Below are 24686 nucleotides of genomic sequence, written 5' to 3' on the forward strand. Positions count from 1 at the left end.
GACGACCTGTCTCCGATTGACTACACTTGGAGATATGATGGTCGATCCGGCTTCTCCGACTGCACTCCCGGCTGCGGCGCTGACCAATTCGGTTCGGTCGCGCCGCGAAGCCCTGGGGCTGGGACCGTCGGAGCTGGCCCGCCGCGCCGGAATGACCCGGCAGGCGCTGCACCGCATCGAGGCAGGCAGCTACGCGCCGGGCGTGATGGCCGCGCTGCACCTGGCCAGAGCGCTCGCCTGCCGGGTCGACGACCTCTTTTTTCTGCCGGACGATATGGCCGTGGCCCGGCTGGTCGGCGGTCCGGCCCGGCCCGGTCAGCGACTACAACTGGCCCGCTTGGGCGAGGAGCTGTGCGCCTACCCGCTGAGCGGCGTGGAAGCCCTCAGCGGCAGCGCCGACGCCCTGCTGAGCAGTGAGTTGCCCGGCGACCGGGTCGGCTGCTCGCCGCTCACCCCGGTCCAGGGCTGGGAACAGACGGCGGTGCTGTGCGGCTGCGATCCGGCACTCTCGCTGCTGCGGGGTCAGGTTGTGCGGGGCCAGTCGGCAGCCGCCCGCGTGCTGCTTCGGCCTGCGGTCAGCGAGGCGGCCCTGGCGGCCCTGGTGAGCGGCGAGGCCCACGCGGCGGGCCTGCACCTCTACGACCCGGTGAGCGGTGAGTCGAATCTGCCGTTCGTGGCGGCGGCGCTGCCGGACCAGGTGGTCCACGTATACGCGCTGTGGAGCTGGGAACAGGGCCTCATCCTGCCGCCGGGCAATCCGCAGCGGCTCGCCAGCGTCGCCGATCTGGGCCGGGCGGGGCTGTGGATCGCCAACCGGCCCCCCGGCTCGGGGTCGCGGCGGCTGCTCGATGACTGGCTGGCGCAGGCCGGGCTGGACGCCGGGCAGCTCAGCGGGTACGCCGACGAGTACGCCTCGCCGCTCGATCTGGCCGCCGCAGTGGCGCACGGGCAGGCCGACGTGGGGGTGGGACCGCGATCCGCAGCCCAAGCACACGGGCTCGACTTCGTGCCGCTGCTGCGTGAACGCTTCGATCTGGTCATCCCAGACCAGCACCTGGCGCACCCTGGCGTGCAGGCCCTCTTGCAGGCCGCCCGGTCGCCTGCCCTGCGCGCCGAGCTGAGGGCGCTGGGCGGCTACGATCCAGCCGAGTCCGGCCAACCCATCGCCACCTTCTCCCCTTCTCCACCCAGGAGTGCTCGAATCTGATGAACCGTCACCACATTGTTTGCGTTGCCCTAATGCTGGGCCTGATGGGATGGCCCGCCGCCCACGCCGCCAAGCTGACCGTGTTTGCGGCGGCCAGCTTGACCGACGCCTTCAGTGAAATTGGTAAGAACTTCGACGCCGCCTCGGGCAACACCACCGTGTTTCAGTTTGCCGGATCGCAGGCGCTGCGCACCCAGCTCGAACAGGGAGCCGGGGCTGATGTGTTCGCCAGCGCCAACACCGCCCAGTTCGATCCGCTGGTCAAGGCCGGGCAGCTCAGCTCGGGGCAGACCTTCGCGCGCAACCGCCTGATCGTGATCTCGCCGCGTGGCAGCGCCGCCGTCAGTAGCCTGGCCGACCTGGCCAAACCCGGCGTCAAGCTGGTGCTGGCCGACAAGACTGTGCCGGTGGGCGACTACAGTCGCAAGACGCTCGACCTGATCTCGAAGGCCGGAACATACGGCAGCGACTTCTCGGCGCGGGTCCTGAGAAATGTGGTCAGCGAGGAACCCAATGTGCGGCAGGTGGCTCTCAAGATTCAGCTCGGCCAGGGTGACGCGGCCATCGTCTACGTCAGCGACGTGACGCCCAGCCTGCGTCCCGACGTGCGGACGACCGGGCTGCCGACCCGCTTCAACCCGCTGGCGAGCTACCCCATCGGTGTGCTGGCGGCCAGCAAGAATGCCGAGGCCGCCCAGGCCTTCGTGAAGTATGTGCTGTCGAGTGATGGCCAGCGGGTGCTGAAGAAGTGGGGCTTCGTCGGCGCGAAGTAAGTTCGTTTCGGTCAACCTTCCCCCTTTTTTACAGGAGACCCAATGAACATCAGCGCCCACACCAAGCTGTTTGGCCCATGGCCGCTGCCAGGCCCAGTTCCACGGGGTCGGACCAGCCAGTCGGCACGCCGTAAGCAGTTGGCGCTGCTGCGGGGAGGCCCGTAAGCTGAAGCGTTTAGCACCCGCCCCCCACCCCCTGCCGCTGCTGCTGAGTACGTTGCTGGCCGCCTTCCTGTTGCTGCCCACGCTGACACTGCTGCTGCGCGGCGTCAGCAGCGACTTTCTGCCCACGCTTCTCAGTCCGGTGGTCACTGACGCCCTGCGGGTCAGCGTGCTCACCTCGGGGGCCAGCCTGGGGCTGACGGTGCTGCTGGGCACGCCCGCCGCCTGGCTGCTTTCAAGGCGGCGCTTTTTCGGACACGCGTTGCTGGAAACCCTGCTCGATCTGCCGATCACGCTGCCGCCGGTGGTGGCGGGCGTGGCGCTGCTGCTGGCCTTCGGTTCGCGCGGCTGGCTGGGCCAGGGACTGGAACTGGCCGGCATCAATCTGGCCTTCAGCCCGGCAGCGGTGGTGCTGGCCCTGCTGTTTACCAGCGCGCCGTTTTATATCCGGGCGGCCAGGGCGGGCTTCTCGGCCTACGACCCCGACACCGAGGCGGCGGCGCGGGTCGACGGAGCCGGGGAGCGGGACGTGTTCTTCCGGGTGACGTTGCCGCTGGCGCTGCCATTTCTGCTCGAAGGCTTGGTGCTGGCCTGGGCCAGATCACTGGGCGAGTTCGGGGCCACCATCCTGTTTGCCGGATCGCTGCAAGGCCAGACCCGCACCATCACGCTGGCGATCTACAGCGCCATGGAGAGCGATCTCAGGCCCGCGCTGGTGCTGAGCGCCGTGATGGTGGTGTTCGCCTTTGGCCTGCTGCTGCTGGTGCGACTGCTGGCCAGCTGGCGGCGCTGAACAGCTGGGCGTGTCTGGCCCAGCCGCACACCGGGGCGCATCCCGCAGCCGGATTGGGTACTCTGGGACCATGAACAAAGTCTATCCGAGCGCCCAGGCGGCACTTGAGGGCGTGGTGGCCGACCACCAGACGGTGGCGGTGGGCGGCTTCGGGCTGTGCGGCATTCCCGAGGTCCTGATCGCGGCGCTGCGGGATTCGGGCGTCCAGGGCCTCACGGCGGTCAGCAACAACGCGGGCGTGGACGACTTCGGGCTGGGGTTGCTGCTGCGCAGTCGCCAGATTCGCAAGATGATCAGCAGCTACGTGGGCGAGAACAAGGAATTCGAGCGCCAGTACCTCGCGGGCGAACTCGAACTCGAATTCACGCCGCAGGGCACCCTGGCCGAGCGGATGCGGGCAGGCGGGGCGGGCATTCCCGGCTTCTATACCAAGACTGGTGTGGGAACGGTGGTGGCCGAGGGCAAGGAGCAGCGCGACTTCGGTGGGCAGACGTACGTGCTGGAGCGCGGCATCGTGGCCGACGTGAGTCTGGTCAAGGCCTGGAAAGCCGACACGGCGGGCAACCTGATCTACCGCAAGACCGCCCAGAACTTCAATCCGGTGGTGGCGACCTGCGGCAAGGTAACGGTGGCCGAGGTTGAGGAGATCGTGGAGGTGGGCGCACTCGATCCCGACAGCATTGTCACGCCCGGCATCTATGTGCAGCGGGTCGTGCTCAATGCCCACCCCGAGAAACGCATCGAGCAGCGCACCGTACGCCAGGCCAGCACACCCGCCACATCCGCCGCTGGCGAGGAGGTCTGAGATGCCCTGGACGAGAGACGAGATGGCCCAGCGGGCCGCGCAGGAATTGCAAGACGGCATGTACGTGAACCTGGGCATCGGGCTGCCCACCCTGGTCGCCAACTTCATTCCGCCGGGCGTGGGTGTGACCCTGCAATCGGAAAACGGGCTGCTCGGCATCGGCCCCTTTCCCACCGACGAGGAAGTCGACGCGGACCTGATCAACGCGGGCAAGCAGACGGTGACGGCGCTGCCCGGCGCGAGCTTTTTTTCCAGCGCCGAGTCGTTTGCCATGATCCGGGGCGGGCACATCAATCTGGCGATTCTGGGAGCCATGCAGGTGAGTGAGCACGGCGACCTCGCCAACTGGATGATTCCCGGCAAGCTGGTCAAGGGCATGGGCGGCGCGATGGATCTGGTGGCCGGGGCGGAGCGGGTGGTCGTGCTGATGGAGCACACGGCCAAAGGCGGCGCGCATAAGATTTTGCCGGAGTGCGACCTGCCGCTGACCGGCGTGCGGGTGGTGCAGCGCATTATCACCGACTTGGGGGTGCTGGACGTGACCGGGAGCAGCCTGCAACTCATCGAACTTGCGCCCGGCGTGACGCTGGAAGAGTTGCGCGAGAAGACCGGGGCGGACATTCGGGCCGATTAAAAGACTGCTGCCCCGGCTTTGAGGACCGGGGCAGCGGTGGATGGGGTGTTGCTCAGTTCTGCGAATTGGCCTGCGGCGTGAAGGCGCTCAGCTTGACACTCAGATCAAGCGCCTTGCCGCCGCGCAGCACGCTCAGCTTGACGGTATCGCCGATGTTCAGGCCGAAGATGGCCGCTTGCAGGCTGCTGCCCTGGCCCAGTTGCTTGCCGTTGACCGACGTGACGATGTCGCCGCCGAGGGTGAGCGGCGTGCCGTCCTGCAAGGTGATCTGCTGACTGCCTGCCTTGAGTCCGGCCTGCTCGGCGGGGCTGCCGGGTTCCACGCCCACGACCAGTGCGCCGGACGTCGGCAGCTTGAGGGCCTTCAGCGCGGCAGCGTCGAGGCTCGACAGGTCGGCGTAGCGCAAGCCCAGCACCGGGGTGGTGATCTTGGTTCCGGCTTCCAGGCGCGGCAACAGGCCCTTGGCGGTGTTGATGGGAATGGCGAAGCCCACCCCAGCGTTCTGGTCGCTGCCGCCGCTCAGGATCTGGGTGTTGATACCGATGACCTGCCCGGCGCTGTCGAGCAGCGGGCCGCCGCTGTTGCCGGGGTTGATGGCCGCGTCGGTCTGGATGACGGCCTGGTTGACACCGCGCACGCCCACCGGAATGCTGCGGGCGTTCGAGCTGATGATGCCCTCAGTAACGCTGAAATCGAGGTCGAAGGGAGCGCCAAGCGCAATCGCCTTAAGGCCCGGTTCGAGCGCGTCGCTGTTGCCCAGCGCGATCGGCTTGATCAAGTCTTTGGGCAAATCCTCGGCGCGAATCAGGGCCAGGTCGTAGTCCGGCGCGGTGCCGATGACCTTGGCGGTGTACGTTTCGGGGTGATTGTGCACCCGGATGGTGATGGTGTCAGCTCCGTCAACCACGTGGTAATTGGTCAGGATGTCGCCCTTGGCGTTGACGAAGAACCCGCTGCCAGTGCCGCGCGACGGACCGGAGGGCTGGCCAGGCATGCCGGGCAGGTTGGGAACCCCCTGACCGAACGGCATGCCCGCGAAGGGGGTCCCGGCAAACGGATCGCTGCCATCCGGGGCACTGCCCTGGTCATTCGGAGCGCTGTTGTTGCCCTTGCCGGAGCCTCGGGGAGCCGCTTTGGGAGCCGCCGGACGGGGAGCCGTCTTGGTGCCGCTCTGCACGCTGATATAGACCAGACCGTCCTCGGCGGCGCGCACCACATCCACAGTATTGCGCTCGTTCTCGGTGCGGGCGCGGGCCGCGTCGAAGGTGGGCACGGCAGCCTGGGCCAGGGTGGCGGGAACCAGCGTGATGGTCTGCGCGGTTTGGGCCTCTGCGCCGTACTGGTTATGCAGCGCCGCGCCGCCCAAACCGAGGACCAGTGCAGCCGAGACGGCGAGAGCAGCTTTCTTGTAGGGAGAAATGGACATGGGTAAAGCCTCCTGAGTTGAACGTGGGAAAGGGAACACTGGGTCTAGAGGTCGTCTCGCCATTGGAGACAGACAACTATTGGTCTTGAGCTTAAAGGTAACGGTTTCGCTTAAAAACCAGCTGAAAGTGAGTGAAGTCAGATTCTGATCTCTCGAGTCATCCTTTTCATTCAGAACACACCTTCTACCGAAGTCATTCCCCAAAAGAATGATTCCGAGCAGTCAAGGCATAGATTGTAAACCTCACCACCGTACAAACATTCGATAGTCACGGTTCTTGATCAGTATGGGCCTGAAAGATGAAGCTTCTTCCAGAGTTTCTTGAGGAAAGCCAGCAAAAGAGCCGCCCGATGCATTCGGCGGCCCCATCTTCAACAGGATAGAGTGTCGTCAGGGCGGCGAAACGGGGGCGCTCACTTGGCCTGCACCTCCGCCGACATTGGCCCAGGCGTACCTGAGGCGCTCACCGCCTGCACGCTGTAGCGCGCGCCCTGGCGGGCGGCCTCGGCGTAGTTGGTGCCCAGCAGCGGCCCGGCAATCTGCACACGGCGCTTGCCCTCCAGTCGGAACACGTAGTAGGCCAGTGCATCGGGCGAGTCGGCCCAGGTGAGGCTGATCTGCCCCTTGCTAAGGGTCGCCTTGAGGTCTGCCGGAGCCGTGAGTCTGCTTTCGGGCGGCTGGGCCGACAGCACGTTGGAAGCGTTCGACAGATTGCCGCGCAGATCGACGGCCACCACCGCGTAGCTGTACTGCACTCCGCCGCGCACCTTGCTGTCGAGGTAGCCGAGGCTGTCAGGCGGCAGGGTCGCCACCTTGACGGGTTCGGCCTCGTTCTGGGCGGCGCGGTAGACCTGATATTCCTTGAGGTCGGGGGTGGGCGGCAGCGTGAAGATGATCGCCACCTTGCCCACCGCCGACTGGGCGCGAATCAGCAATGGCGAGGGCGGCGGGGTCTTATCGGTGAGTTGTGCTGCCGATGCCTCGGACGCCGCACCTTCCACGCCCGACGTGTTGACGGCCTTGACGGTGTACCGAAACTGGCTCTGCACGCCCTGGGGAATGTCGTCCTTGAAGCGGGTGGCGGTGACCGGCTCACCGTTGAGCAACACCACCGGAGCCTTGCCGCCCACCCCGATCTCGGCGCGGTAGACGTTGTAGCCGTCGATGTCTTTCTCGGGACTGGCCGCCCAGGTCAACGTGATGGCGTTGTCGTCGCCGACCGCCTTGAGTGCTTTGGGCGCGCCCGGCGGGGTTTCGTTGTAGGCGCGGCCCACCCGTTCGGGTGAGGGTTCGCTCTGGCGGCTGCCGTCGCTGACTTGCAGGGCGTAGTAGCGCGGGCTGGCGGGCGGAGCGCTCTTGTCGGTGTAGCTGGTCGCGCCCGGCGGCAGCTTGGTCAGCGGTGCGAGCTTGCCGGGGTGGTCGCCGCGCAGCACGGTGATTTCCTTGATGCCCGCGTCGGTTACCTTGTCCCAGCCGAGTTCGACCTGATTCTGGTTGTTCTTCACGGTGGTAATCAGCGGAGCCGAGATCGGGAAGGCCAGGCGAGCTTCCAATGTGACGACATTGCCCGGCGCACTCTCGCGCCCGAACATGTCCTGCGCGGTGACGCGGTAGCGGTACGACTGCTTGGGGTCGAGCTTATTGTCACTCAGGTGCGGCGTTTCGCGGGTACTTGCCAGGAGGGGAAACTCGGTCAAATCGGCAAACGCACCGCTTCCCACGGCCCGCTGCACCCGGTAGAGCGTTACCACGTTGTCACTCTTGTTCCAGGTCAAATCGATCTGACGGCTCCCCACCGCTGCTTTGAGGTTGGACGGTGGGGGGAGGGGGAGGTCGCGGCCCACCTGCACGCTGAAAGTGTTGAGCGCTTGCCCGTTCGCCGAGACGCTGTAGGTATACGTTCCCGCTGCCAGCCCCGTGTCCTCGAATACCAGGTTGAGGGCGTGCGCCAGCTTGAGGTTCGTCACCACATTGAGCAGGTTGAGCATCAAGAAGCCGCGCTCCTCGCCCGTGGTGGTTTTGAGCGCCGCCAGAGCGCCTACCGCCAGGTCGTAGTCATCGCTGGAGACTTGGTATTTGCCCACAGCTTCCACTTTGTTCAGGGGCTTGAGCGTAAAGGTCTTGTCGCCGCCTGGGCCAGAGCGCTTGACGATATAGCCGCTGTCGGGCAGGCCGGTGTCCAGAATCGGCAGCGCCAGACTGACGCTTGCCTTGTTGCCGAGGGACAGCACTTGTGGTTTTCGAGTGCCGCTCTGAACGGTACTGGCCTGGGTCAGCGGCGCGGCCAGCAGCACCGTGAGCAGCAGGGGAAAAGGTGAGATTCGCATGTCTGGGTTCTCCCTTCGGCTGGAACGGGGCGCACCCGCCCCAGCCGGTTGGCGATTAGAAGCTGACGCCAACGGTGACGCCGAAGTCGGGTAGCGGCCAAGGCAAGCTGACGTTGATGCTGGCCGAGCCATCAAAGGCAATCGGGTTGAAGGCTTGCAGGTGGCCGCTGATGGTGGCGTCGAACCCGAAGCCGATGCTCTTGCCGTTCCAGTTCATGATGGCTTCTTTGCTGGGGAACTGGGTGTCGCGCCCTGCGCATCCGGCGCGAATATCCAGACCCTCGTGGAAGCTGATGGCGGCGTCAAAGCGGACGGGATTGAGTTGCAGACCTGCGTCGAAGTTCATGTCGTAATCAAAGCGGGCGCGGGCCCACGGATAGCAGTGGCCGAAGCCGTAACTCAATCTGCCCAGCGATCCGGCGGCCCCGAAATGAGCTCCAAAGTGGTAGCCGGTAAATAGGCCTGTGCCTGTGAGATTGTCCTTGCGGTCGCCGGGTTCGAATGCCTGTCCAATGATCAGGTAACCGTCCGAACCTACACTTCCCAGCACCGGGATGTTAAGTTTGGCCGAAACAGGGTTGCCATACGTGCCGATCTTGACGAATTTCTGGTCGGCGATGCGCACATGCAGCCAGGCGGTGATATCGACCACGCCCGCCAGCGTGAACTTGCTGAGGTCGTTGCAGTTGAGGCCAGCGATGTACTGCGGTCCCAGGCAGCCGAGCATGTCGAAGCCGTCGCTGGTGATCGAGGCCAGGATGCGCGACTGCGCCGCCTTGTTGCCGAAGACGCCCTGGTTCATCGGGGTGAGAATCCAGCCGTCGGCAGTCAGCTCGAAGCCGCGCTGCGTGTCGATTTTGAAGATCGCCTTGAAGTGCAGGCTGTTGCCGTCCTCGAAGGCCGCCGTGATGCCGCCGATGATCTGCACCCTGTGGTCGCCGGACTTGACTGGTCGTTGGGCGTACTGCGGAATGGTGGCGTTGTCGGGCCACTTCATGTTGTAGGCGATGCCGCCGGTAAAGCCGTAGAGGTTGAAGGCCCCCAGAATCGTGACGATGGGCGAGCGGCTGTCGACGGCTGCCTTGACGTAGAAGTACGGGTCACTGGTCAGACCGAACAGCGCTTCCGCCGTGACTTTCATGACCGAGGCCCCCTGACCGGTATCGAGGCCGCCCTTGATGGTCAGTTCGTAGCCGCCCGGCACCTGCTTGAGGCCGATGGTGCCGCTCTGGGTCAGGTCGCCGAGGCTGGCCCGCACATCCGAGGAGCCGAGCATGCCGGTGGTAGTGAAGACCGCCGAGACGTCGCTGCCCTCCACGCGCATGGTGGCGTTGGGATCGACTTTCTTGCTGAAGGCGTCGGTGTGAAGATCGAGTCTGCGGTTGATTCCGGCGCTGACGAGGTAGCGCATCTGGGCAGGCACGCTGGGCGTGAGGGTGCTGAGCTGCTGCTTGCCGTCCAGACCCAGGGCGTAGCCGCTGCCGCTGCGCCCGATGACGGCGGCCGTGACATTGAAGGTCTGACCGAACAGCTTGAAGTCGCTGGACGGCAGATTGACTTTGCTCAGGCCGTCGCCGCTCTTTTTCTGGCTGGCCGCGCTGAGCGCCGACTCCCCAAAGCGCACATTGCCGTCGGCGGTGAAGGTCAGGGTATTGAGGGTCGCCACGCCGTCTTCGAGCGAGGCGCTGGGCAGCTTGAGATACTGACCCGCGCTCCCGAAACTGAGGCCGCCGCTGGGGCCGACCAGCTGAGCGCTACTGAGGTTCGTTCCCCCATTCCCCGAGCTGCCAGCACTCCCACCCGTTACAGTGACGCCCAGCATCCGAGCCGCCAGCACCGACGCGTTGGCGCTCACCGAGCTACTGATGGCATTGGACACGGCGTTGCCGCCAGTGATGGCCGGAACATTGCCGACGTAGTTCAGGCCGCCGCTGTAGAGGCCGGAAAACTGCCCGAAGGTGGTGCCAGATGCGACGCCATTGCCCTGCTGGCCCGCTTTGAGGGTGGAGAGTTCCTTGAGGTCCCAGCTGTTGGCGGTGATCTGGAGGTCGAGCAATTTGCCGCGCTCCACCCACGTTCCGCCGCCTGCCGAGAGGTCACTCTTGCCGAAATCGCGGCTCAGTTCGCCGGTCAGGGCGTAGTGGAAGTCGCCCGCCGAGAGGGTGATGGCCACGTCGGCCTGCTGCTCGAACAGCGGAATCTTGGCGGTGGCCGCGCCTGCCGTGTCGCTCACCGTGTTTTCGACGGCCACCAGGCTGAGCTGCTTGAGTGTGAAGGTCCAGCCCCGGTCGGTGAAGTTGCCCGCACCGAGATCGCCGCTGAAGGTGTAGCCGCTTCTCAGGGTGGCGGTGGTGGGCGGCGTGAGGGCGTTGCCGTAGCCGACTTTGGCGTTGCCGAGGACCACACCCATCCAGGCGGCACCTTCCGGCGGCTTGACCGAACTGGGAACACTGTCGTAGAGGGGCAACATGCCCGCCACCGGGTCGGCGGTCTGTGCGGCGCTCAGATCGAGCGTCAGTCCTGCACTGCCGCTGAAGGTCAGCGGGGTGGTGGGCACCTTGAGGGCGTCCACGTTGGCGCTGGCCGCGCCGTAGAGATCGCCGGTGTCGGGCTTGAGGGCTGCCGTGATGGGGTAGGTGAACTTGGGATCGGGGCGGCAGTACTTGGTGGCCTCGTCGATGATGCTCTGGTTGACCAGGACCGAGCGGAACGCCGAGGCGACGGACACGCGCTGGAGGTTCGAGAAGCGGAAATCCTGGCTGTGGCCCAGCAGGTTGGAGGCCGCGAACGACACGCCGCCCGCCTGTGCCGTGACCGCGCTGCGGGTGCTGGCCGTCCGGATGACCACCTGACCCTCGCCCCGGATGTTGAGGCTGGGCAGAGCGAACACCGGCAAAAAGCCCTTGGCATTCAGGATATTAACGGGGTCGCCGTACAGCACTTCACGGGTGCGCGAGACGATATCGAGCAGGGTCGGGTGGCCCAGAATCCAGTACTGCCGGTCGGGAATAGACGGCGGCTGGGGCGGCTCGCAGGTGGTCGCCAGCGAAACCTGACCGCTGAAGTCGGCGCTGGTCGGGGTGAAGTTCACCGAGGCCGGAATGACCTTGAAGCCGCTGAGGCCCGCCGGAAGCGGGGTCGTCTTGAAGGCGCTGAGGTTCATGCTGATCTCGCCGGACGTGACGTGAACGCGCTCGTCGCTGACCGACTCGACACTCAGGCTGCTGAAGGTCACGCTGACGTCGCTGAAGGCTTCCACACCGCCGACGATCAGGGTGTGGGTGGCCTTGCCCGCGAAGGCAGCGAAGTCGGGGTTACTCAGCGAGCTGATCTTGAAGACGAAGCCGTCGATCTCCAGCTCGGTGGGCACCGGGCGCACCGTGTAGGTGATCGCGGGCGGCGTGGCGGGCACCGGGGCCTGCCCGGCTGGCGCGTCGGGAACATAGGTCAGGGTATGGACGCCGAGGTCCTGGGTGGGCAGGTTAGGAACGGGGAAGGTGACGTGGGTCTTGCCCTTGGGGGCGTTCAGCGTCACGCTCGCCAGCGTGTTGCCGTCGAGCAGGAGCTGGCCGGTGAGCTGACCCTGGCCGGTGTAGTCGAGGTCGAGCGCGGCGTCGAGGCGGCTGCCCTTCAGCACCATCAGCCCCGGCCGGTCTTCGGGCTTGGTGAAGTGCAGGGTCAGGGTATCCACGCTGAGGCTGGCCTCCACTTTGAGGCTGACCGCAGCGGGCGGCGCGCCGTCCACGCTGAGCTTGAGGACGTAAATGCCCACCGCCGCGTACTGGTGCTTGAGCGGTCCGGTGATCGGCGTCGCGGTGCCGTCGCCCCAGTCGAGGGTGTAGTTCAGGCCGGGCACGAGGGTGCCGGGCGTGGCGGTGACGTTCTCGCCCACCTTGGCCGGATTCGGCTGGGCGTCGAGCGTGGGGGTGGGCACCTTCACGTTCAGGCTCACCACCACCGGCGCGCCGCCTTCAGGCGTCAGCTTGACGACGTACACGCCGGGCGCGCTGAATTTGTGCTTGGTGCTGGCGGTGGCACTACCAGTGACCGGAACCACGGAGCCGTCGCCCCAGTCGAGGCTGTACTTGAAGGTGGGGACCAGGGTGCCGAGGCTGGCGGTCACGTCCTGGCCCACATTGGCGGGGTTGGGATCGAGGCTGAGGGTGGGCACCGGCAGCTTGACGGTGAGGCTGACGGTGGCGGGCGCTGCGCCGTCCGTGCCGAGCTTGACGACGTAGACGCCAGGCGCGCTGTAGGTATGCTTGGCGCTGGAGGTGCCACCGCTGACCGGCACCACGCTGCCGTCGCCCCAGTCGAGCGTGTAGCTCAGGCTGGAAAGGAGATTGCCCAGGCTGGCGCTCACGCTCTGGCCGACCTCTGCCGGGTTGGGATCGAGGCTGAGGGTCGGCGTCGGCGGGCGAACGTTGACGCTCACCGTCACCGGGGCGATACCGTCCGCGCTCAGCTTGACGATGTAGACGCCGGGAGCCGCGTACTTGTGCTTGGCAGTGGCCGTTCCACTGCCCGAGACCGGAACGGTGGTGCCGTCGCCCCAATCGAGCGTGTAGGGATAGCTGGCGAGCAGGCTGCTGGCCGTCGCGGTCACGTCCTGCCCAACAATCGCCGGGTTGGGATCGACCGTGAGGGCGGCGTTCGGCGGGCGAACGTTGACGCTCACCGTCACCGGCGCGACGCCGTCGGCGCTCAGCTTGACGATGTAGACGCCGGGAGCCGCGTACTTGTGCTTGGCGGTGGCCGTTCCACTTCCAGAAACCGGAACGGTGGTGCCATCGCCCCAGTCCAAAGTGTAGGGGTAGCTGGCGAGCAGACTGATGGCCGTTGCAGTCACGTCCTGACCGACAATCGCCGGGTTGGGATCAACGGTCAGACCCGCGTTGGGTGGGCGCACGTTCACGCTGGCCGTCACCGGGGCGATACCATCTGCGCTCAGCTTGACGATGTAGACACCGGGAGCCGCGTACTTGTGCTTGGCGGTGGCCGTTCCACTACCGGAGATGGGAACGGTCGTACCGTCGCCCCAGTCCAAGGTGTAGGGATAGCTGGCGAGCAGACTGCTGGCGGTCGCGGTCACGTCCTGACCAACGATCGCCGGGTTGGGATCGATACTCAGACCCGCGTTAGGTGGACGCACATTCACGCTGGCCGTCACCGGGGCGGAGCCGTCGCGCAGCAGCTTGACCAGGTAGGTGCCGGGAGCGTTGTAAGCGTGCTTGGCGCTGGCGCTGCCGTTGCCGCCGCTGATGGGTGAGGTCGCGCCGTCGCCCCAGTCGAGGGTGTAGGCGAACGAGGGCACCAGGCTGCCGAGCGTGGCCGTGACCGACTGAGCGACCAGCGCCGGATTCGGGTCGAGGTTGAGGGTGGCGGTGGGGGCGGTGACCGTGAGCGAGACCGTCACGGGCGCGATGCCGTCCTGGCTGAAGCGCACCAGGTAGACGCCAGGCGCGGCGTAGCTGTGCTTGACGCTGGCCTTGCCGTTGCCCGACACCGGAACTGATGTGCCGTCGCCCCATTCCAGGGTGTAGGACAGGCTCGGCAGCAGATTGTCCAGGCTAGCCGTCACCGGCTGACCGAGGCTGGCCGGGTTGGGGTCCACGCTGAGAGTCGGCGCGGGAGCACGCACATTCACGCTGACCGTCACCGGAGCGACGCCGTCGGCGCTCAGGGTCACGACGAAAACGCCAGGGGCCGCGTACTTATGCTTGGCGGTGGCCGTTCCACTGCCAGAAACCGGAACGCTGGTGCCGTCACCCCAGTTTAGGGTGTAGGGCAGAGTCGGCAGCAGGCTGCTCATGGTCGCCGTCACGTCCTGCCCGACTGCCGCCGGGTTAGGGTCGACACTCAGGCCCGCATTGGGCGGGCGCACACTCAGGCTCACGGTCACGGGCGCAACACCGTCGGCGCTCAGCTTGACGATGAACACGCCGGGAGCGTTGTAGGCGTGCTTGGCGCTGGCCTTGCCGCCGCTCCCGGTGACCGCAACGGTCGTGCCGTCGCCCCAATCGAGGGTGTAGGGCAGGTTCGGTAGCAGATTGCCCAGGCTGGCCGTGACCTGTTGTCCGACGAAGGCCGGGTTGGGATCGACGTTGATGGTCGGCGCGGGGGCGCGCACATTCTCAGTCGCCGTCACGGCTGGCACCCCACCAAGACTGAGTTTGACCAGATAAGTGCCGGGAGAAGCGTAGCTGTGCTTGGCCGTGGCCTTACCGTTGGCACCGCCGAGAGGCGCAACCGTGCCGTCGCCCCAGTCGAGGCTGTAGGTCACTTCAAACTGGAGGTTCTCGAATGTAGCCGTGACCGTCTGCCCGACCTCCGCCGGATTGGGGTCGAGGCTGAGAGTCGGTGCGGAGGCGCGAACCGTCAGGCTGGCCGTCACAGGCGCGCCGCCTGCATTCAGCTTCACGATGTAGACGCCGGACGAAGTGTAAGCATGCTTGAGCGTGGCCTGTCCGACGTTGTTGACCGGAACGATGGTACCGTCACCCCAGTCCAGCGAGTGCCCAGACACGCCTATCGTCAGGTTGCCCAGGGTGGCCGTGACCGTCTGCCCGACGAGAGCCGGGTTCGGGTCGAGGCTGAGGGTTGCGGCGGGCGCGGCCACATTGACCACCAGACGGCACAGCGGGCGCTGGGTGGCGAGGTCGGTGAGAATCACCACCTGCGCCCCAGTCTGCTGGTAAGTGTGCTTGAAGCTGGCGACTTTGTTGGTCGGCCCACCGAAGTTGTTGACGCTGCCGTCTCCGAAATCGATGCCGTATTTGCTGTCTGCCGGGCCAGTGAACTTCACAACGATGTCCACGTTTTTGCCAGGCTGCGCCGGGTTGGGATCAGCCGTGATCTCGCAGGTTGTGACCTCAGTGACTGTCACCTGGCGGCGCATACCGACCGTCTCACGGATGTAGAGGATCACCGTATATGTTTTGGCAACGCTGTAGCGGTGGGTCACTTTACCTGACGTTCCAGGCTGAGGGTCGCGTGTGCCGTCACCCCAATCGATGGACATGGTGTTAGGCGTCGTGTCGGATGTCCAGTCAGCGGTGACGAGTTGCCCAACCTCGGCCCGTGAAGGCGTGATTTCCAGCGCTGCATAGGTCTGCGCTGACGCCGTGCCAGAGAAGGCTGTGCCAAGCAGGCCCAGCACCATCAGCAGCATTGCCAGCCAGCGCGCGAGATGAAACGAGGAGCGTTGCACAGGCCACCTCCCTAAAACAACTTCAGAAGACATAACGCACCCCCGCGCCGCCTTGCAGGGCGGGCTGGTCGGTGCCGAGGCGGTAGCGGGCGCTGGCATTCAGCGTCCAGTGGTCATTCAGGGCGTAGAGGGCTTGCAGTCCCGCCTCGCCGGTCAGCGGGCGGGTGCCGGTGGCGCTGTCGGCCTTGAGATTCAGCGCGAAGGTCAGCGGCGTGCCGGTGGTCTGGGCACTGGCGTCGAGATGGTACGACCAGGGACCAGGCGGGGGCACACTGCTGGTCGCTGTGGTGGGGACAACAGGACTGTAGTGGGCGTTGCCGCGCAGCGAGGCGCTGAAGGTCTTGGCCGTGTAACCCACGCTCAGGCGCGGCGAGACGCTGAAGGTCAGGGCGCTGTTGATGTCCGGCGAGGTGTCGGCGGCCAGCCCGGCACTCAGGGTCCAGACATCGCTGCGGTAATCGAGGCTGAGGCTGCCCTCCTGCGTCAGCGGCGTCTCAAAGCTCAAGCCATACTCGCCCGCCACACTCAGGGCGTCGCTAAAAGCGTACTCGGCATTGAGGGTCAGGCCCAGCACACTGTCGGCGCGCGTCAGCGCCGCGCTGAGGGTTAGCGGCGCAAAGCGGGTGCTGCTCAGGGTCAGGCTCTCGCTGTCTACCTGGGCGCTGTTGTACGAGACGCTGGCGTCCAGGCGCTCGGCCTGGGTCAGCGGCGCACCGGCATCGAGCTTGGCCGACCATTTGAGCACGCTCGGCGCGGGGCTGGTTTCGGCGCTGCTGAGCTTGGCGCGGGCGCGCAGCGAGACGCTGGACACCTTGCCGTCCAGGCCCAGACTCAGGCTGCGGTTGGTGCTGGGCGCGTCCGGCGTCAGGTTGACGGTGGTGCGGTCCCAGCCCGCACCCGCGCTCCAGCGCCAGTCCTTGGAGAAACGGCCCCGCGTGTCGAGCGAGACACTGTTCAGGCTATAGCCCTGGTCGGGCCGTCCATCGTCGGCGCGTACGTAGGTCAGGGTGGCGTCCGAGAAGAGGCCGGGATTCGGTGAGGAATACCCGGCCAGTGCGGTGTAGACGCCAGTGCGGCGCTCGGCGTCGGTCTGGACGCTGGCGTAGCCGAAATAGCCGCCGCTTCCCAGCGAGACGTTGACATTCTGCGTGCGCAAACTCAGTTCGGCAGCCCGCAGACTGACGCTGAATTTCGGGGTGCGGTAACTGTACTGGCCGTCTGCCTGCACGCCCTCCAGGCCGCTGGACGGATAGAAATAGCGGAGCTGCACGTAGTCGCCCGCCGCATTCACGGCGCTGGCCGCGCTGAGCGTCAACAAACTGCCGGTCAGGAAGCCGAGCGTTGCCAGACTGGTGCCGCCGCGCCTCACGGAGCCGACCTGCCCGGTACCGATTTGTGCAGTGCCAATCTGTGCAGCGCGCCCAGCGGCCATGCACCACTGCTCCCAGCGTAGAAAAGCTGGCTTGCCACTACCAGCAGTGAGGGCGGAACACCAGAAGCCGAAGCGGTGCCAATCAACATCACCCACCTCCAAGCAAAAAACATAGGCGCTGACCCGTCAAAGGGGTGTCAAAAGTGGACGGCTGTTCGGGCATGCTCAGGGTGACGCGCTCAGCACGGTGCTGTGCGGCAAGCAGGCGTCAATGCACCCAGGGCGGCAACCCACCCGGATGAGAACTGACTGACGACACCTTCACCTTAACCCTTCGGGGGGCCCGCCGCAAGAGCTGACCGCCGGTTCACCTGGCTTTCGCTTTATGGCAGGCCTGCCGCTTAGAGAAACAAGCATAGCCAAAAGCCGGAACGCCCAGGAAGTTCCTCTTCCTCAGACGCTCCGGCCCTCTGGTTGTTAGCTTTCCTCGGCGCCAGTCAGATCAGCGCACGGCGCTCATTTGCCCAGCCAGGCGGTCCGCAGCCCGATATAACTGGTGTTGGGGAAATGCTGATAGCCCTGCACCGTTTTGCGGGCCGCCTCGTACTGGGTGCTGGAGTAGAGAAACACCATCGGACTGAGGTCCACCAGCCTTTTCTGAACATCCACGTAGAGCTTCTTGCGCGCCGCCGGGCTGGACACCTGGCGGCCCTGATCGAGCCACTTGTCAATGGTGGCGTCCTTGAAGTTCGTCAGGTTGCCGCCCGAATCCGAGGCGAAGGGCGTGTAGAGGTAATCGTCGGGGTCGCCCTGGCCGCTCTCGCCGAGAATGGTCGCGGTGTATTTCTTGGCCAGCACATCCGGCAGGTAGACGCTCCATTCCAGGGCGTTGATATTGACCTTGATGCCGATCGGCGCGAGCTGGGCCTGAATGATCTCGGCGGGCGCACGCAGAAAGTCGTAGGTGCTGGTGACCTTGAGTTCGAGCGGGAAGCCGTTGGGGTACCCGGCTTCCTTGAGCAGCGCGCGGGCCTTGTCGAGGTTGGGCTTGCCGTAGTTGGCGTCCGGCGCGGCGTAGTAGCTGCCATTCGGAAAGACCGTGCCAGGTGAGGCCAGGCCGCCGACACCGAGCAATGCCACGTCCACGATCTCCTGGTTGTTGATGGCGTAGGCGATGGCCCGGCGCACCTTAGGATCGTCGAGCGGTTTCTGGGCCACGTTGAAAAAGAGCGCGCGGTAATTGGCCGCCGGGCCACCCAGCACGTTGATGTTGGCATCGCCCTTGAGGGCGCTGATGCCGGTCGACGGCACGTACTCGATCCAGTCCACGGTGCCGGTGCGCAGCGCCGTGACGCGGGCAGTGGGGTCGGGCAGGTAGCTGTAGGTGATGCCGTCGAGGTACGGCAGCTTGTTGCCCTTGGCGTCCTTGCCCCAGAAGTTGGGATTTTTCTTCAGCACCATACGGGTCTGCGGCACGTAGGAATCGAATACGAACGGTCCGGTGCCGACAGGTTTGGTGTTGAGGGTGGCGGCCGCTTCTCTAGGCACGATCACGTTGAGCGAGAAGGCCAGCTTACTCAGCAGCGGCGAGAAGGGCTTACTGAGTGTGAACACCACTTTTGTCTTGTTGGGCGCGGCGATGCTCTTGACCAGTTCGAAATCACCGCTGCGCGGCGACTTGGTGGCCGGGTCCTTGATGCGGTTGATCGAATAGGCCACGTCGCTGGCCTCGAAGGCGCGGCCGTTGTGAAACTTGACGCCGCTGCGAACGGTAAAGGTCCAGGTCAGGCCGTCCTTGCTAGTCGTCCAGCGGGTCGCCAGCGACGGCACGATCTTGCCGCTGGGGTCGAAGGCCACCAGGGTGTCGTAGACGTTTTCGAGCTGGTTGCGCGTCGAGGTGGCCTGGGTAACGTGCGGGTCCAGGCCCACCGGGTCGGCCTGCATCCCGGCGCGCAGCACACCGCCGGAGGTCTGGGCCTGAGCACCTGGCGCAGCCAGCATCAGAGACGTGCCGAGCAGGGTGCAGAGTGTCAGGGTGCGTCGGGTCAGGGTACGGGGGGCGGTCAGGGTTGATCTGGACATCGGGTGCCTCCTGTGGCGGTGGAGCGGAGTGGGGCAGTACAGTCAGCGGCCCAGCCTCGGATCGAGGGCGTCCCGCAGGGCGTCGCCCAGCAAGTTGAAGCCGAGCACCGTGAGCATGATCGCCAGGCCCGGCGCAACCGAGATCCAGGCGTTGGTTTCCAGAAAAGGGCGGCCATCGGCGATCATCTGGCCCCAGGCCGGAGCGGGCGGTTGGGTGCCCAGGCCCAGGAAACTCAGCGCCGCCTCGCCGAGAATGGCGTAGGCCAGCCGCAGCGTGACCTCCACCAGCACCGGACCGAGCGAGTTGGGCAGCACATGCCGCCACAAGAGCCGCCGGTCGGTCGCGCCCAGCGAGAGGCTGGCTTCCACGAACATGGTGTCGCGGCTTCTGAGCACCGCCGCCCGCACCACCCGCGCGAACGGCGCAGTGAACGCCACTGCGATGGCCAGCGTCAGGTTCCAGAAGCCGCCGCCCAGAAAGGCCAGCAGCGCGATCGCCAGCAAGATGGCCGGGAACGCCAGCAGAATGTCGGTCAGGCGCATGATCAGGGTATCGACCCAACCCAGGTAGTACCCGGCCAGCGCGCCGAGCAGTCCGCCGAGGGCCAGCGCCAGCGACACGCTCAGCACACTGACCGACAAGCTGATGCGGCTGCCGTAGATGATCCGCGAGAGCAGGTCGCGTCCATAGAGGTCGGTGCCGAGCAGGTGACTGAGCGACGGCCCCTGCATCCGGTCGGCGGGCAGATACCGGACCGGGTCGTAGGGCGAGATGAAGGCCGCCAGCAAAGCGCAGCCGACGACCAGCAGCACCAGCAGCAGGCCCACGACGCCGCTGGGCGTGCGGAAAAACAGCAGCGCGGCCCGGCGACCCGGCGAGCGCGGCAGCTTCACGGCAGCCGCGCTCACGAGTAGGTCACCCGCGCGTCGATCACACCGTAGAGCACGTCCACGACCACGTTGACCAGCACATAGCTGACGGCGATCCACAGCACCGCACCCTGCACCACCGGATAGTCGCGCAGATTGATGCCCTCCAGCGCGAAGCGGCCCACGCCCGGCAAACCGAACAACTGCTCGATGATAACGGCCCCGCCCAGCAGGCTGCCCACCTGAAGGCCGATCACGGTGATGACCGGAATCAGGGCGTTTCGCAGCGCATGCTTGACGACCACCGCGCCGCCGCTCAGGCCCTTGGCCCGCGCCGTGCGGATGTAATCCTGCGAGAGCACGTCAAGGAGGCTGGCCCGCACGATCCGGGTGGTGGCGGCAGCCAGCCCGAAACTCAGCGCCAGGGCCGGTAGAAACAGACTTTTCAGATTGCCGGTCAGCGACTCGGTGGGCGAGACGTAGCCGTTCGGCGGAAACCAGCCAAGCTTGAGGCTGAACAGCAAGATCATCAAGATGGCCAGCCAGAATTCCGGCGCGGCCAGGCCGATCAGCACGAACGAACTGGAAATCAGGTCGGCGGCCTGGCCGCGCCGCAGAGCCGCCAGAATGCCCAGTGGTAAGCCCACCAGCACGGCGAAGATCAGCGCCAGCCCGGTGAGTTCGAGCGTCACCGGAAAGCGCAGCAACAGGTCCTGAAACACCGGGCGGTCGGTGCGCAGGCTGATGCCGAAGTCGCCGCGCACCAGGCCCGAGAACCAGCTCAGGAACTGCATCCAGATCGGTTGATCGAGTCCGAAGAGTCGGCGCATCTCGGCTTGCTGGGCGGCGCTGACGTTGCCTTCCAGGCCGATCAATTGCGTGACCACGTCGCCGGGAATCAGCCGCAGCAGGGCGAACACCAGCACGCCCACGCCGAAGGCCGCCAGCAGGGCCATGAGCACGCGCCGAACCAGCCAGCCTGCGCTCATGGCTGGGCCGTCGGCAGCGACTGAACCTGGCCCATCAAAATAGCCCCGTCAAAACAACCTCGGGGTGCCGACCCACAGCAAGGTGGTCACCTCGCCGCCGGGATTGCCCCAGGCATGCGGCGTGGTGCTGGGGTGCTGGGCACTGTCCCCGGCCACCAGTTCGAAGCATTCCTCGCCGACGTGTAGCACCATCCGGCCCGAGAGCACATGCAAGAACTCCTCGCCCAGATGGCTGCTGGGCGCAGACGTGAAGTGCGGCCCGATCTGAATCAGCAGCGGTTCGAGTTGCAGGTCCTGGCCCAGGCCCGCCAGGCTGCGAACCTGATACGGCAACTCGGCCAGGTGCAGGACACGGCTCTCGCCTTTTTTCACCACCACGGCGGCGTGAACCTCGTCGGGCACGAAGAAACTCAGCTTGACTCCCAGCGCCCGCGCCACGCTGGACAGCGCCGTGACTGTTGGATTGGCCCGCTGACGCTCGACCTGCGAGAGGTAGGCGATCGACAGCCCGCTCGCGGCGCTGACCGCCTTGAGGGTCAAGCCGAGGTGTCGCCGTCTGGCACGAATCCGCTCTCCGAGTAGCACCGCTTTTCCCTCCCCCGCTCGAGTGCCCAGCATAATTATTCTGAAATACTGGAATGATTATGCTCGGCGACGCGTCCGGGTGCAAGCGGCCACAGGCTGATGGGACATTGCCGAGCGACCGGCTACGAAAGGGTCAGCGACGCGAGGTCGCGCGGGTAGTCGGTCAGCAGTTCCATGCCGCTCGGCGTGATCAGGATGGTGTCGGAGTGCCGGAAGCCCCCCAGCCCCGGCACGTAGAGGCCAGGTTCGACACTCAGCACCAGGCCGGGTTCCAGCACGCGCTCGTCGCCGATGTCCAGAAAGGGACTTTCGTGGATGCGCTGGCCCAGGCTGTGGCCGACGTGGTGTCGCCAGTGGTCCCAGAGCTGTTCGCGCTCGAAGTAGGCCCGCACTGCCGCGTCCACGCTGGCACAGGTCGCGCCGGGCTTGAGGGCCTCGAAGGCGATGTCCTGCATATTGAGCATGTGCTGGAAGAAGCGGCGCTGCTCGGCGCTGGCCTCGCCCACGAACATGGTGCGCTCCAGCTCGCTGATGTAGCCCCAGACGGCGGCCCCAGCTCCGGTCACCAGGGTGTCGCCCGGCTGGAAGGTAGCCCCGGTGGTCATGGCATGAGGCAGAGCGCTGTTCGGGCCGATCTGGCCCCGGTAGAGCGCCACCGCGCCGCTCATCCAGCGGTTCTGACCCCGGTAGCTGTCGCCCAGCGCGGCGATCATGGCCGCCGTCGCCTCCTTGGTGGCGCGGGCCTCGACCTCGGTCTCGTTCGCTCCGGCGCGGGTATAATCTTGCAGCAGGCGGTGGGCCTGGGCTCCCCAGTACGCACTTTCCTTGATCAGCGCGACCTCGGCCTCCGATTTGAGGGCCATCTGATGGTCGAGAGCGCGGGATACCCGGCTCACCCTGGCCCCTGGCAGCACCTCGCTGAGCGGTGGCCCGTCGTAACCCATCACGCTGAGGTAGCCGTCGTGGTCCACGCCGATGTGGGCTGTTTCCAGCCCGAGTTCGGTCAGCAAGTCGGCCAGTTGCAGCATCGGATGGCGCTGGCCGGGAAACTCCGGGTAGGCCTCGACCCGCTCGGCCTCGCTGGTCTGCTGGGCATGCTCGCGCTCCAGCCTCGGCACGAACAGGATGCGCTCGCCTTCCCGTGTGATGATCAGGCCAATGGGCCGCTCGGTCGGGAAGAAGGCGAAGCCGCAGTAATAGAAGATGAACTGATCGTCGAACAGCACCAGGGCGTCTTGCGGGGCCGCGAGATGGTCAAAGGCCCGTTTGGCCCTTTCCGAGCGCTCCGCCTTGCTGATCGGCGCTGGTGCAGCAGCCGTCACGGCGACCCCACGCCATTGAGTTGCCGCGCCAGAAAGTCGCGCACGGTTTGCAAGAACAAATTGGCTTCCTCGCGCTGCGGCGAGTGGCCGCTGTGCTCGAAGATGACCAATTCACTGTCGGGCAAGCCCGCCGCCAGCTCCTGACTGGCTTCCAGCGGCGTGATCCAGTCGTGGCGGCCCACCGTGATCAGCACCGGCACCTCGATTTCACTGAGGCGGCTGACCAGATCGTACTCCGGCTGGTTGCGTGAGAAGGCCCAGTTGTGGGTTTCGTAACGAAAGGGAATCTGGGCGAGTTGCTCGGCTTCTTTTGCAGGGTTGCGTTCGACAGTGTAGAGCGGCTGAATCATGGCGTAACTGGCGCGGAAATCGTCGTCACTCTCGATCTGGCCGGAAAACAGCCGGTCCAGCACGGCTTCGTCCATCGGGAAGTCGCTCGCCAGCGCCTTTTCCTTGCTGGTGTCCTGAAATCGGTTGCTGGCCGCCGTATCGCGCAGGATGACGGCGTGCAGATTCTCCGGATACGCCAGCGCGTATTCCAGCGCCAGAAAACCGCCGTAGCTGCCGCCAAGCACCACGAATCTGCCCAGATCGAGCTTGACCCGCAGGGCTTCCAGATCGGCCACGAACTGGGCGTGCGAGTACGGCTCGGCTCCCTGCGACTCGCCGTTGCCGCGCTGGTCGTAGCTGATCAGGCGATACTGGTCGGTCAGCGGCTGGAAGGTGGCCCAGTCGCCCGCCCGACTGCCCATGCCGGGGCCGCCGTGCAGGGTCACGATAGCGACACCCTGGCCGGTCTGCGGCCCGGAGTCCTCATAGACCAGCTCGACGCCGTTGACTTCGGCAACCTGGCTCACTTGTACCACGCTGCCTTGAGCACCCGCATCACGTTACCGCCCACCACCTTGCTGATGTCGGCGTCGCTGTAGCCGTGCTTGACCAGCCAGCGCACGATGTTCGGAAAGGCCTCGGCGGGGCTCTCGATACCGTCCACGTACTCGACCTCCTCGTACTGAAGGTGACCGCGTGAAGCGCCGATGGACAGCGCCTCGCTGAGCGCATGGTGCAGCCCGACGTGGTCGCCAAACAGCGCGTCCGGGCCGAAGGCCACATGGTCGATGCCGACCAGATTGACGCAGTATTCGAAGTGCTCCATGTACGACTCGATGCTGTGGCGCGGGTGCTTCTCGGTCAGGGTGGTGTGCGGCGCGGCCTCGATGCCGATCACGCCGCCCTTCTCGGCGCAGGCTTTGATCACGTCGTCGGGCTTGAGGCGGTTGGAGTTCCAGAGGGCACGCGCCCCGGCGTGGGTGATGAAGATGGGCTTCTCGCTCACTTCGATGGTGTCCATGGAGGTCTGGTCGCCGCTGTGGCTCACATCGATGGCGATGCCGAGCTGGTTCATGCGCCGCACCGCCTGCCGCCCGAACATGGTCAGGCCGCCGTCACGCGGCTCCTTGAGGCCGCCGCCGAGCTGGTTGCCCTCGCTGTAGGCGATCCCCAAGCAGCGCACGCCCAGGCCATACAGAATGTCCAGGCGGTCGAGTTCGTTCTCGATCATGGCCGCGCCCTCGACCGAGACGATGAAGGCGATCTGGCCGTTTTTCTTGGCGTTGACGATATCCTCGGTGGTCTTGCACAGCACCACCATGTCCTGATGGGCGATGTCGGAGAGCCGCATGCCGAGGTCAAAAATGATGTCGTCCCACTTCCAGCCGCCTCGCGAGGTGATCATGGCCGTGCCGTTCATCAAGTTGTCGAACACGGCGTCCAGACCCGAGACGCTCAGCCCCTCATAGCCGGTAAAATCGCGCCCCCAGCGCCGGAACTCCAGAAACTGCGAGAGGTCCTCGGGGGCCACGAAGCAGTGGTCGTGCAGCGAGATCATCAGCTCGTCCTTGAAGAGCCGCCGCACCCGCGCTTCCTGCTCGGCGCTCACTTCGGGCCTGCGGCTGGGCACCCGGTTGAGTTCCGGCGAGAGCGGCCAGACCCTGTAGTCCTTGCCGGCGTCCAGGTAAGAGAAAGACTTGTAGCCGGCGTAATTCTTTTGCTGCATGGGCGCGTCTGGTTGTGAGCTCTGAGACTGTTGGGTCTGGGCTTCCTTGAGATCAGTCATGACGACGGCTCCT

Annotated in this window: 16 protein-coding genes; 5 read left to right on the plus strand and 11 right to left on the minus strand. The window is 65.7% G+C overall.

The features are described from left to right. Nucleotides 1-34: 34 nt before the first annotated feature. From GUI70_RS02460 to GUI70_RS02480, 5 genes are all read left to right on the plus strand, one after another. The gene (locus tag GUI70_RS02460) at nucleotides 35-1207 is read left to right on the plus strand and encodes an XRE family transcriptional regulator (RefSeq protein WP_161880710.1); all 1173 of its coding nucleotides are present in this window, start codon (nucleotides 35-37) and stop codon (nucleotides 1205-1207) included. Next, on the plus strand, nucleotides 1207-1980 hold the full coding sequence (modA, locus tag GUI70_RS02465) for a molybdate ABC transporter substrate-binding protein (RefSeq protein WP_161880711.1): 774 nt from the start codon (nucleotides 1207-1209) through the stop codon (nucleotides 1978-1980). Before GUI70_RS02460 ends, modA begins: the two co-directional genes overlap by 1 nt. A 217-nt stretch (nucleotides 1981-2197) precedes the next feature. Next, complete coding sequence (locus GUI70_RS02470) at nucleotides 2198-2935, plus strand: ABC transporter permease (protein ID WP_306468251.1); 738 nt, start codon at nucleotides 2198-2200, stop codon at nucleotides 2933-2935. Nucleotides 2936-3005: 70 nt separating this feature from the next. Beyond that, nucleotides 3006-3740, plus strand: coding sequence for a CoA transferase subunit A (locus tag GUI70_RS02475; RefSeq protein WP_161880712.1), 735 nt, complete (start codon nucleotides 3006-3008; stop codon nucleotides 3738-3740). Nucleotide 3741: 1 nt separating this feature from the next. Continuing rightward, nucleotides 3742-4374, plus strand: coding sequence for a CoA transferase subunit B (locus GUI70_RS02480; protein ID WP_161880713.1), 633 nt, complete (start codon nucleotides 3742-3744; stop codon nucleotides 4372-4374). Nucleotides 4375-4426: 52 nt separating this feature from the next. On the opposite strand, the gene GUI70_RS02485 is transcribed toward GUI70_RS02480, so the two are convergent. The 11 genes from GUI70_RS02485 to GUI70_RS02535 all read right to left on the minus strand — a co-directional run bounded on the left by GUI70_RS02485 (nucleotide 4427) and on the right by GUI70_RS02535 (nucleotide 24673). Next, nucleotides 4427-5800: a S1C family serine protease gene (locus GUI70_RS02485; protein WP_161880714.1), complete on the minus strand. Its 1374-nt coding sequence runs from the start codon at nucleotides 5798-5800 to the stop codon at nucleotides 4427-4429. 413 nt (nucleotides 5801-6213) lie between these two features. Beyond that, nucleotides 6214-8127, minus strand: a complete 1914-nt coding sequence (locus tag GUI70_RS02490; RefSeq protein ID WP_161880715.1) for a fibronectin type III domain-containing protein — start codon at nucleotides 8125-8127, stop codon at nucleotides 6214-6216. A 55-nt stretch (nucleotides 8128-8182) separates the two neighbouring features. Next, the gene (locus GUI70_RS02495; protein ID WP_161880716.1) at nucleotides 8183-15337 is read right to left on the minus strand and encodes a PKD domain-containing protein; all 7155 of its coding nucleotides are present in this window, start codon (nucleotides 15335-15337) and stop codon (nucleotides 8183-8185) included. 22 nt (nucleotides 15338-15359) lie between these two features. Continuing rightward, nucleotides 15360-16769, minus strand: a complete 1410-nt coding sequence (locus tag GUI70_RS02500) for a hypothetical protein (RefSeq protein ID WP_161880717.1) — start codon at nucleotides 16767-16769, stop codon at nucleotides 15360-15362. A 456-nt stretch (nucleotides 16770-17225) separates the two neighbouring features. Continuing rightward, entirely contained in the window at nucleotides 17226-18791 is a 1566-nt protein-coding gene (locus GUI70_RS02505; RefSeq protein WP_161880718.1) for an ABC transporter substrate-binding protein, read from the minus strand. Nucleotides 18792-18833: 42 nt separating this feature from the next. Further along, nucleotides 18834-19700 (minus strand): ABC transporter permease, encoded by an 867-nt coding sequence (locus GUI70_RS02510; RefSeq protein ID WP_237724651.1) that lies wholly within the window; start codon nucleotides 19698-19700, stop codon nucleotides 18834-18836. Continuing rightward, a complete protein-coding gene (locus tag GUI70_RS02515; protein WP_161880719.1) occupies nucleotides 19697-20650 on the minus strand; it encodes an ABC transporter permease in 954 nt (317 codons plus the stop codon). Before GUI70_RS02515 ends, GUI70_RS02510 begins: the two co-directional genes overlap by 4 nt. Before the next feature lie 48 nt (nucleotides 20651-20698). Beyond that, on the minus strand, nucleotides 20699-21268 hold the full coding sequence (locus GUI70_RS02520; protein ID WP_161880720.1) for a helix-turn-helix domain-containing protein: 570 nt from the start codon (nucleotides 21266-21268) through the stop codon (nucleotides 20699-20701). An 89-nt stretch (nucleotides 21269-21357) separates the two neighbouring features. Next, complete coding sequence (locus tag GUI70_RS02525; protein WP_161880721.1) at nucleotides 21358-22557, minus strand: M24 family metallopeptidase; 1200 nt, start codon at nucleotides 22555-22557, stop codon at nucleotides 21358-21360. Next, entirely contained in the window at nucleotides 22554-23414 is an 861-nt protein-coding gene (locus GUI70_RS02530) for an alpha/beta fold hydrolase (RefSeq protein ID WP_161880722.1), read from the minus strand. The genes GUI70_RS02525 and GUI70_RS02530 overlap by 4 nt, the downstream gene beginning before the upstream one ends. Continuing rightward, complete coding sequence (locus tag GUI70_RS02535) at nucleotides 23411-24673, minus strand: dipeptidase (RefSeq protein WP_237724653.1); 1263 nt, start codon at nucleotides 24671-24673, stop codon at nucleotides 23411-23413. The genes GUI70_RS02530 and GUI70_RS02535 overlap by 4 nt, the downstream gene beginning before the upstream one ends. Nucleotides 24674-24686 lie beyond the last annotated feature (13 nt).

Source organism: Deinococcus alpinitundrae (genome assembly GCF_009982895.1).
GTDB classification, from domain to species: Bacteria; Deinococcota; Deinococci; order Deinococcales; family Deinococcaceae; genus Deinococcus; species Deinococcus alpinitundrae.